The organism is Iodidimonas gelatinilytica (assembly GCF_008579125.1).
GTDB lineage: Bacteria > Pseudomonadota > Alphaproteobacteria > Sphingomonadales > Rhodothalassiaceae > Iodidimonas > Iodidimonas muriae.
The window spans coordinates 119,058-127,499 of the sequence record NZ_BKCL01000007.1 but is presented as its reverse complement, the minus strand read 5'-3'; the positions used below and the strand labels follow the sequence as shown (position 1 = coordinate 127,499).

The following is an 8,442-nucleotide window of genomic DNA, read 5'->3' as shown; positions in this document are numbered from 1 at the left end:
GCAGTCTGGGAGCGCTTTTGGCGCTCCCTTTGCTTTTCAGGCTTTCCCTTTACGAAGAAGGCGGCTCACCCTTCCAGCTGCTTGATCACATCTTCACAGCTATCGGCGCAGGTGCCGCAGATCGCATGATGGCCCGCATGCTTTTCACATTCGGAGCGGCAGGATTTGCAACTGTCGTTACAGACGGCGGCAATGGCCTCGAAATGCAGGCTGCCCGCATTGGCCAGAGTCCGGGTCGCTTCACACAGGGCCTTGGTTTCCCGCACCCGCTGGCTACATTCATAAAGGGAATTATCCCCCATATTCATCGCATCAAGGCAATGTTGCAAACAGGCCTCGGATGTGGCCACGCAATGATTAAGAACCTTGATCAAATCTGCATGGGTTTCCCAAGGCTTGGGGCCCGTCGAGGCGGCAGCCGCCTTGTGATGGGTCTCGTGCCCGGTTGTTGCATTGGCGGCGAAGGCCGGCCCGGTCAATAGGGCACCGGCTCCCAGACCAAGGGCGGAGCGGCGGTTCATCGCGGACATGACATATCCTTTCACAAAGTGGCACCCAGCACATCACGACTGATCGTAATGGTCGAACAATGATCCCATAATACACTTTACCGGTCAAATGGCCGATGCATCATGGGGCCGCCCTACAGGGCGGGGCGTTGTTCATGCAAGCGCCCACCAATACGGATGGGATCAATGCGCACAGCACGCCCCGAATTGTCGCTTTCCACCAGCACCCCGCATATGGTTGGCTCGCCCAAAGCCGGGCTGAATCGCCCCCCTGGAATATGTCGGGTAAAGCGGCGCAAGGGCTCTTCCTTTTCCATCCCGATTACCGAATCATAATCGCCGCACATGCCCGCATCGGTTTGATAGGCGGTGCCTTTGGGCAAGATCTGCGCATCGGCGGTGGGGATATGGCTGTGGGTTCCCACCACACAGCTTGCCCGGCCGTCGGCAAATTGACCCATCGCCATTTTTTCGCTGGTGGCTTCGCCGTGAAAATCAATGAAGCTAAAGGCAAGCTGGCTTGATAGCACATGGCGTTTCAGGATTTTGTCCGCCACCGCAAACGGATCATCCAGCGGGTTCATGAACACCCGCCCCATCAAATTCATCACCAGCACTTTTTTCCCGCGCGGCGCATCATAGATCCCGTAGCCCCGCCCCGGCGCACTATCGGGATAATTGGCCGGACGCAGCAGGCGCGGTTCCTGATCGATATGCGAAAGAATCTCTTTTTGATCCCAGGCATGATTGCCGGTGGTGATCACATCCACACCGACGGCGAATAATTCATCGGCAATGGCCGCGGTGATGCCGAAACCGCCCGCGGCATTTTCACCATTCACGATCACGAAATCCAGCCGCCAGTCGCGCCGCCAGTCGGCCATCTGTTCGACCACCCTTTGCCGGGCCAAACGGCCAACAATATCGCCAAGAAAAAGAACGCGCATGAGACAGCCTCGATTGAAAAAAGGTCAGATGAACCGAGCGGGTGTGACCAGCCCTGCTTCGGTCGCGATAAGATCAAGAGGCATGTCATGCGCTTCATGGGGCACGGATTCAAGCCTTTGGCCGGAAAATGCCAATCCGACAGTCAAAATCGGACGGGTTTTCTCCAATATGGCAAGAGTACGATCATAAAATCCGCCGCCATAGCCCAGCCGGAATCCCGCATCATCAAATGCCAGCAACGGCACCAAAAGCACGGCTGGTGTGCATAAGGCGGCTGTCGTCACCGGCTCCATAAGGTCGAAACGGGCGGAACGCAGGGCATCCCCGGGTTTCCAATGCCGAAAGTGCAAGGGGTGGTCCGCCGCATCGACAACCGGCAGGCACAAGGGAATGTCACGGGCAGATAAGGCATCCAGCAACGGGCGCGGATCCAGTTCATCGCCTTTGGCCCAATAGCCCGCCACCGGGCCGGCTACATCATGCGCGGCCATCCAGTCCAATAAAGGCGGCAGCGCATGGTCGGCAACAGCGTGCGGCGCATCGGGATGGGCGCAAAAAAGCTGCGCCCGCACCGAGCGGGCCTTTTGGCGCAGGTCTGTTTTCTGGTGGCGAATGGGCATGATCCCCCTTGCGGCGACACCAAGGACAAAGAACGAACGCAGGGAAAGGAAGGTCGGCGGGGCCGCCATGGCCGTGGGTCTTGTAAATCCTCTGGCGCCAAGTGCACCAGGTGGGTGCCGTTATAACCGGACCAGGATCCGACCAGGGACAGCTCCCATTCGGAAGATTATCGCCCCAGGGATGTACGGTGCCTCACGAACCGGGCAGCGCCCGCCGATGCTGTTATTTAGGCGCTTCTCAGGCGTTCAACAATCCCTTCGATAGACAAAGCGGCATCATCGATCACTTTTGCGGCCATCTGCTCCCGTTCCAGCACCGGATCTTGTTCCCGCAAGTCGCGCAATTCATCGGCAAACAGCAACGCCACCATCAGCATCAACCGCGCTTCCCCGACCTGCCCCAGCTTTTTCGACAGATCACGGGCTTTTTCATCCACCCGTTCCGCCAAGCCCTGCAAGCGTTCTTCATCACCATCGCGGCAAGCAAGGGTATAGTTCTGATGATTGACGCTGACACTGATTTGTCCCATCAGGCGGCACTCCCAGCCATGCGTTCCACGGCATTAATGGTATGGTCCAAACGCTGTGCCAAAGCCGCCCTTTGCTGATGCAACGCCGTCAATTCGGCCTTCAGCCGGGAAATTTCCGCCGCCTGCGCGGCGTTCACTTTATGCAATTCGCCCACTTCTTCCCGCAGCATATTGTGTTCGGCGGCGCGATCGGCCAACAGTTCTTCCAACGCCAAGAGCACCGTTTCCAATCGCTGCGATGCGCTTTGAAGCGCGCTGCCTTGTGTGTCCGTGCCCATATTTCCGCCTCCATTCCCATCCGCCCGCCAGACGCCGTGTCATCATGCCAAACACTATGCCGTCAATAAAGGGCAGGTCAATGCGGGGAAAGCGGTTGACGTGTCTGCCTGCTCAAAGCATTGTTGCGCCGATTTTTTTACACGCCCCTTTGGGGCCGAGTCGCGCCCATGCGACAAGGTGAAAAGGCTGATTCACATGTCCGACATCCAATCCACCGCCGTTTCCGATGAAATGATGGCCAATGCCATCCGCGCCCTTTCCATGGATGCGGTCCAAAAAGCCAATTCCGGGCATCCGGGAATGCCCATGGGCATGGCCGATGTGGCTACGGTTTTGTTCACACAGTTCTTGCGATTCGATCCGAAACGACCCGATTGGCCCGATCGGGACCGCTTTGTTCTATCGGCGGGGCATGGCTCGATGCTGCTCTATTCTTTGCTGCATCTGACCGGCTATGATCGCCCCAGCATTGATGATCTGAAAAATTTCCGCCAGCTTCATTCTCCCACGGCGGGCCATCCCGAATATGGCGAAATGCCCGGTATTGAAACCACCACCGGCCCCTTGGGGCAGGGCTTGGCAAATGCGGTGGGCATGGCTTTGGCGGAACGCATGGAAGCGGCACGCACACCGGATTTATGCGACCATCGCACCTTCGTCATTGCAGGCGATGGCTGCCTGCAAGAAGGCATCAGCCATGAAGCGGCCTCTTTAGCCGGTCATTTGAAGCTGGGTCGCCTGATCGTGCTCTATGATGACAATGGCATTTCCATCGACGGCCCTACCGACCTGTCTTTCACCGATGATAGTCGCATGCGGTTTGAAGCCTATGGCTGGCACACATCCGGCGTGGATGGCCATGATCCGGAAGCCATTGCCGCCGCCATTGACGAGGCCATTCGGGAAGACCGCCCGTCATTGATCGCCTGCCGCACCACCATCGGATTCGGTTCCCCCAACAAATCGGGCAAAGCCTCCAGCCACGGCTCCCCCTTGGGAGATGAAGAAATCGCCCTTGCCCGTGCCGAATTGGGCTGGGACTATCCGCCCTTCGTCATTCCCGAAGATATCCGGGCCGCATGGCTGAAAGCGGGTCAACGCTCCAAAGCGCAGGCCGATGACTGGTATGCACGCTTTGACAGCCTGGCCGCCGACAGCCGCGCCGAACTGGAACGCCGCCTATGCGGTGCCCTCCCCGCACGCTTTGCAAAGGCTATGGACGATTATATCGCCGATCTGGTGGCCAATCCGCAAAAGGTGGCCACCCGCAAAGCCTCGGAAATGGCGCTTGAAGTGATCAATGCCGTCATTCCCGAAATGGTTGGCGGATCGGCGGATCTGACCGGGTCCAACAATACCAAAACCAAAGATATGGGCATTGTCAGCGCCGATGATTTTTCCGGAGGCTATATCCATTATGGAGTGCGCGAGCATGGCATGGCTTCGGCCATGAACGGCATGGCCCTTCATGGGGGCTTCATCCCCTATGGTGGCACCTTCCTTGTATTCACCGATTATTGCCGTCCGGCCATTCGTCTGTCGGCGCTGATGAAACAACGGGTAATCTATGTGATGACCCATGATTCCATCGGCCTTGGCGAAGATGGGCCCACCCATCAGCCTGTCGAGCATCTGGCGTCCTTGCGGGCCATGCCCAATCTGAATGTCTTCCGCCCTGCCGATGTGGTGGAAACCGCCGAATGCTGGAAAGCGGCTTTGGAAGCGGGCGAAACCCCCTCGATCCTGTCGCTCACCCGACAGGGTCTGCCGCAGGTGCGGCTGGAAAATGCCGGCGAAAATCTCAGCGCCAAGGGCGGCTATATTCTGGCGGAAGCCAGTGGCGGCACGCCCAAAGCGATCCTTTTGGCCACCGGCTCCGAGGTGAGCCTTGCCATGGACGCCCGCAGCGATCTGGAAGCGCAAGGCATCCCCACACGGGTCGTATCCATGCCCTGTCTGGAACTGTTCGACGCGCAAGAGGCTGCCTATAAGGCAGACGTGCTTGGCGACCATCTTCCCGATGTAAAGCGGGTGGCTGTGGAAGCGGGCATTACCTATGGCTGGGAGCGCTATGTGGGCCGCGAAGGGCAGATCATCGGCATGACCGGCTTTGGTGCATCGGCCCCTGCAGGCGACCTGTTCAAATATTTCGGTATCACCGCCGATGCAGTTGTTGAGGCGGTCAAAACTCGGCTATAGAACAATATAATCCGTCAAAAGACCCAAAATCGAGGACATATCATGAGCATTCGTTTTGCCATCAACGGCTTTGGCCGCATCGGTCGCCTTGTCTTGCGCGCTATTCTCGAGTCCGACCGCAAGGATGTTGAAGTGGTCGCCATCAACGATCTGGCGACGCCGAAATGAATGCTTATCTGTTCAAGCGCGACAGTGTGCATGGCAGCTTCAAAGGCGATGTGACGGCGGGCGATGGCGTGATGACCATCGATGGCCATGACATCAAGGTATTGGCCAATCCCGATCCCAAAAAACTGCCTTGGGGCGATCTGGGCGTTGATGTGGTTCTGGAATGCACAGGCCGCTTCACCAGCGCCGAACAGGCACAGGCCCATCTGGATGGCGGTGCCAGGAAAGTCCTGATTTCCGCTCCGGCGAAAAATGTCCCGATCACCGTTGTTTACGGGGTCAATGACGATCAGTTGAAGGCCGAACATAAAATCGTCTCCAACGCTTCGTGCACCACCAACTGCTTGGCGCCCGTGGCCAAAATCTTGCACGACAATCTCACCATCGAGCGCGGCTATATGACCACGGTTCATGCCTATACCGCCGATCAGCGCTTGCAAGACAGCCTGCACAGCGATCCCCGCCGTGCCCGCGCTGCGGCCCTTTCGATGATCCCCACCAGCACCGGCGCGGCCCGCGCTGTGGGCCTGGTTCTGCCTGATCTTGCAGGCAAGCTGGATGGGTCGGCGGTGCGGGTGCCCACCCCCAATGTGTCGATGGTGGATCTGAAGGTAAACACCGCAAAAGCCACCAGCGCCGAAGCGGTGAACGAGATGATGAAAGCCGCCGCGTCAGGGCCGATGAAAGGCATATTGGATATTGTCACCGATCCGGCCGTGTCCATCGACTTCAATCACTGCCCTGCCAGCTCCAGCTTCGATCTGGCCAGCACGCAAGTGATCGACGGCACCTTTGTCCGCGTCATGAGCTGGTATGACAATGAATGGGGCTTCTCCAACCGTATGGTGGATACGGCACGGAAAATGGCTCAATTGGGATAATCGTCACAGCCCGGCCAACGAAAGAGAGACACATCATGACAGCTTTCAAGCGCATTTCCGATATGGGTGATTTAAGCGGCAAGGTGGCTCTCGTGCGGGCCGATCTGAATGTTCCCATGACAAATGGCCGGGTTGCCGACGATACCCGTATCAGGGCTGCCATCAGCACTGTGCGGGCCTTGCGCGAAAAAGGCGCCAAAGTGGCTTTGCTATCCCATTTTGGCCGCCCCAAAGGGCAGGTGGTGCCGGAGATGAGTCTCAAGCCCTTGCTGCCCGCTCTGGTGGCTGCTTTTGGCGAGCCGGTGGGATTTGCCGCGGATTGCATTGGCGAGGCGGCCCAGCAAGCCCTTGTTGAAAATACAGGCATTGTCTTGCTGGAAAATGTGCGCTTCCATGCGGGCGAAGAAGCCAATGATCCGGCCTTTGCCAAGGCCCTTGCAAGCCTTGGCGATCTTTATGTGAATGACGCCTTCTCCGCCGCCCATCGCGCCCATGCGTCCACCGAAGGGCTGGCGCATTTACTGCCCCGTTGCGCCGGGGAAACCATGGCTTTGGAGCTGGAGGCTCTGGAAAAGGCTTTGGGCAATCCGGCGCGTCCGGTGGTGGCCATTGTGGGCGGGGCCAAAGTATCATCGAAGCTGGATGTGCTCACCCATCTGGTGGAAAAGGTGGATCATCTGATCATTGGCGGCGGCATGGCCAACACCTTCCTGTTCGCCAAGGGCTGCGCCATCGGCAATTCACTGGCCGAGCGTGATCTGGCGGATGTGGCCCGCGACATCCTTGGCCGCGCCGAAAAAGAAAACTGCGTCATCCATCTGCCTGTAGACGGCGTGGCAGCCAAGAAATTCGCGGAAAATGCCCCCAGCCGCACCGTGGCCCTGATGGAGGGCCAAGCCAGCGATATCAGCGACGATGAAATGATCCTCGATGTGGGGCCCGCCACCATCAACGCCTTGAAAACCGTTCTTGCGGGGGCCAAAACGCTGGTGTGGAACGGGCCATTGGGCGCCTTTGAAATTGCGCCTTTCGGTCAGGCCACTTTTGCGCTGGCGAAAGAAGCCGCACAGCTTACGGATGCGGGCCGTTTGCTCACTGTGGCCGGTGGCGGCGATACGGTTTCGGCGCTCAATATGGCAGGCGTTGGTGCACACTTCTCCCATATTTCCACGGCGGGCGGTGCCTTTCTGGAATGGATGGAAGGAAAAACGCTGCCGGGCGTTGCCGCCCTCTGGAAATGACCCTGCGATCAGCTCTTGGGTGATTGCCGCCCGTGTCTCTGTGGTGTAAGCAAAAGCCAAACATTGGTCCTTCACTACAGGGGAAGTCGCATGAAGGTCACCCGCACGGTCAAGAATATCCTTTCTTGGTATGAATCCGATAATCCGGGCACAAAAGCCAATCTGGCGCGCATTTTAATGGCAGGCCGCTTGGGCGGGACCGGTAAAATGGTCATCCTGCCGGTGGATCAGGGATTCGAGCATGGCCCTGCCCGGTCTTTTGCCCCCAATCCCGATGCCTATGATCCCCATTACCATTTCCAGCTTGCCATTGATGCGGGGCTGAATGCCTTTGCCACACCTTTGGGCATGCTGGAAGCCGGGGCCGATAGCTTTGCCGGACAAATTCCACTGATCATGAAGGTCAACAGCTCCAATAGCTGGGCGCAGGAAAAGGATTCGGCGGTCTATGGGACGGTGGCGGATGCCTTGCGGCTGGGCTGTTCGGCCATCGGCTTCACCATTTATCCCGGATCGGAATATTTCAACGAAATGGTCGAAGAAATCAGCGACCTGACCGCCGAAGCCAAAGCCGCCGGATTGGCTGTGGTGGTGTGGAGCTATCCCCGTGGCGGCCTGTTATCCAAAGACGGGGAAACCGCCATCGATGTGTGCGCTTATGCCGCCCATCTGGCAGCCCTGATCGGCGCCATATCATCAAGGTGAAATTGCCATCCGACCATGTGGAACAGGCCGACGCCAAAAAAGTATATGAAGCGGAAAGGATCGACATTGCCACACCGGCAGCACGGGTGCGCCATGTGATGCAGTCGGCCTTTAACAGTCGCCGGCTGGTGGTCTTTTCAGGCGGTGCGAAAAAAGGGGAAAACAGCGTGTTCGACGATGCCCGCGCCATCCGCGATGGGGGCGGCAATGGCTCGATCATTGGCCGCAACACCTTCCAGCGCCCGCGCAAGGATGCGCTGGATATGCTTTCCAACATCATGGACATCTACAAAGGCAAAGCCTGACAAGGCGGGGCCTGTGTCCGCTCGCAGGCCCCCTATCTTCAGGTCAAAAGGACCAGC

Annotated in this window: 7 protein-coding genes, 1 other RNA gene and 2 pseudogenes; 4 read left to right on the top strand and 6 right to left on the bottom strand. The window is 58.1% G+C overall.

What is annotated here, in order from left to right:
• Nucleotides 1-65: 65 nt before the first annotated feature.
• The 6 genes from JCM17844_RS10510 to JCM17844_RS10485 form a co-directional block, all read right to left on the bottom strand.
• Nucleotides 66-530 carry a Csp1 family four helix bundle copper storage protein gene (locus JCM17844_RS10510; RefSeq protein WP_150000908.1) on the bottom strand — a complete coding sequence of 155 codons (465 nt, stop codon included), beginning with the start codon at nucleotides 528-530 and terminating at the stop codon, nucleotides 66-68.
• Between the two features lie 113 nt (nucleotides 531-643).
• Complete coding sequence (locus JCM17844_RS10505) at nucleotides 644-1,456, bottom strand: TIGR00282 family metallophosphoesterase (RefSeq protein ID WP_150000907.1); 813 nt, start codon at nucleotides 1,454-1,456, stop codon at nucleotides 644-646.
• A gap of 24 nt (nucleotides 1,457-1,480) precedes the next feature.
• On the bottom strand, nucleotides 1,481-2,146 hold the full coding sequence (locus JCM17844_RS10500; protein ID WP_210431809.1) for a 5-formyltetrahydrofolate cyclo-ligase: 666 nt from the start codon (nucleotides 2,144-2,146) through the stop codon (nucleotides 1,481-1,483).
• A non-coding RNA gene (gene ssrS / locus JCM17844_RS10495) (6S RNA) lies at nucleotides 2,133-2,291 on the bottom strand. Before ssrS ends, JCM17844_RS10500 begins: the two co-directional genes overlap by 14 nt.
• Before the next feature lie 13 nt (nucleotides 2,292-2,304).
• On the bottom strand, nucleotides 2,305-2,607 hold the full coding sequence (locus JCM17844_RS10490) for a cell division protein ZapA (RefSeq protein WP_150000906.1): 303 nt from the start codon (nucleotides 2,605-2,607) through the stop codon (nucleotides 2,305-2,307).
• Nucleotides 2,607-2,885, bottom strand: a complete 279-nt coding sequence (locus JCM17844_RS10485; protein WP_150000905.1) for a hypothetical protein — start codon at nucleotides 2,883-2,885, stop codon at nucleotides 2,607-2,609. The genes JCM17844_RS10490 and JCM17844_RS10485 overlap by 1 nt, the downstream gene beginning before the upstream one ends.
• Before the next feature lie 196 nt (nucleotides 2,886-3,081).
• On the opposite strand from JCM17844_RS10485, the gene tkt reads away from it, so the two are divergent.
• The 4 genes and pseudogenes from tkt (at nucleotide 3,082) to JCM17844_RS10465 (ending at nucleotide 8,385) form a co-directional block, all read left to right on the top strand.
• The gene (tkt, locus tag JCM17844_RS10480) at nucleotides 3,082-5,085 is read left to right on the top strand and encodes a transketolase (protein ID WP_150000904.1); all 2,004 of its coding nucleotides are present in this window, start codon (nucleotides 3,082-3,084) and stop codon (nucleotides 5,083-5,085) included.
• Nucleotides 5,086-5,127: 42 nt separating this feature from the next.
• Nucleotides 5,128-6,134 (top strand): annotated as a pseudogene (gap, locus tag JCM17844_RS10475) (type I glyceraldehyde-3-phosphate dehydrogenase).
• 35 nt (nucleotides 6,135-6,169) lie between these two features.
• On the top strand, nucleotides 6,170-7,375 hold the full coding sequence (locus JCM17844_RS10470; RefSeq protein ID WP_210431808.1) for a phosphoglycerate kinase: 1,206 nt from the start codon (nucleotides 6,170-6,172) through the stop codon (nucleotides 7,373-7,375).
• Between the two features lie 90 nt (nucleotides 7,376-7,465).
• Nucleotides 7,466-8,385 (top strand): annotated as a pseudogene (locus tag JCM17844_RS10465) (class I fructose-bisphosphate aldolase).
• Nucleotides 8,386-8,442: the final 57 nt, after the last annotated feature.

Coding starts and splice junctions, on each gene's coding strand:
- JCM17844_RS10510 (WP_150000908.1), bottom strand. CDS start 530: ATGTCCGCGATGAACCGCCGCTCCGCCCTTGGTCTGGGAGCCGGTGCC.
- JCM17844_RS10505 (WP_150000907.1), bottom strand. CDS start 1,456: ATGCGCGTTCTTTTTCTTGGCGATATTGTTGGCCGTTTGGCCCGGCAA.
- JCM17844_RS10500 (WP_210431809.1), bottom strand. CDS start 2,146: ATGGCGGCCCCGCCGACCTTCCTTTCCCTGCGTTCGTTCTTTGTCCTT.
- JCM17844_RS10490 (WP_150000906.1), bottom strand. CDS start 2,607: ATGGGACAAATCAGTGTCAGCGTCAATCATCAGAACTATACCCTTGCT.
- JCM17844_RS10485 (WP_150000905.1), bottom strand. CDS start 2,885: ATGGGCACGGACACACAAGGCAGCGCGCTTCAAAGCGCATCGCAGCGA.
- tkt (WP_150000904.1), top strand. CDS start 3,082: ATGTCCGACATCCAATCCACCGCCGTTTCCGATGAAATGATGGCCAAT.
- JCM17844_RS10470 (WP_210431808.1), top strand. CDS start 6,170: ATGACAGCTTTCAAGCGCATTTCCGATATGGGTGATTTAAGCGGCAAG.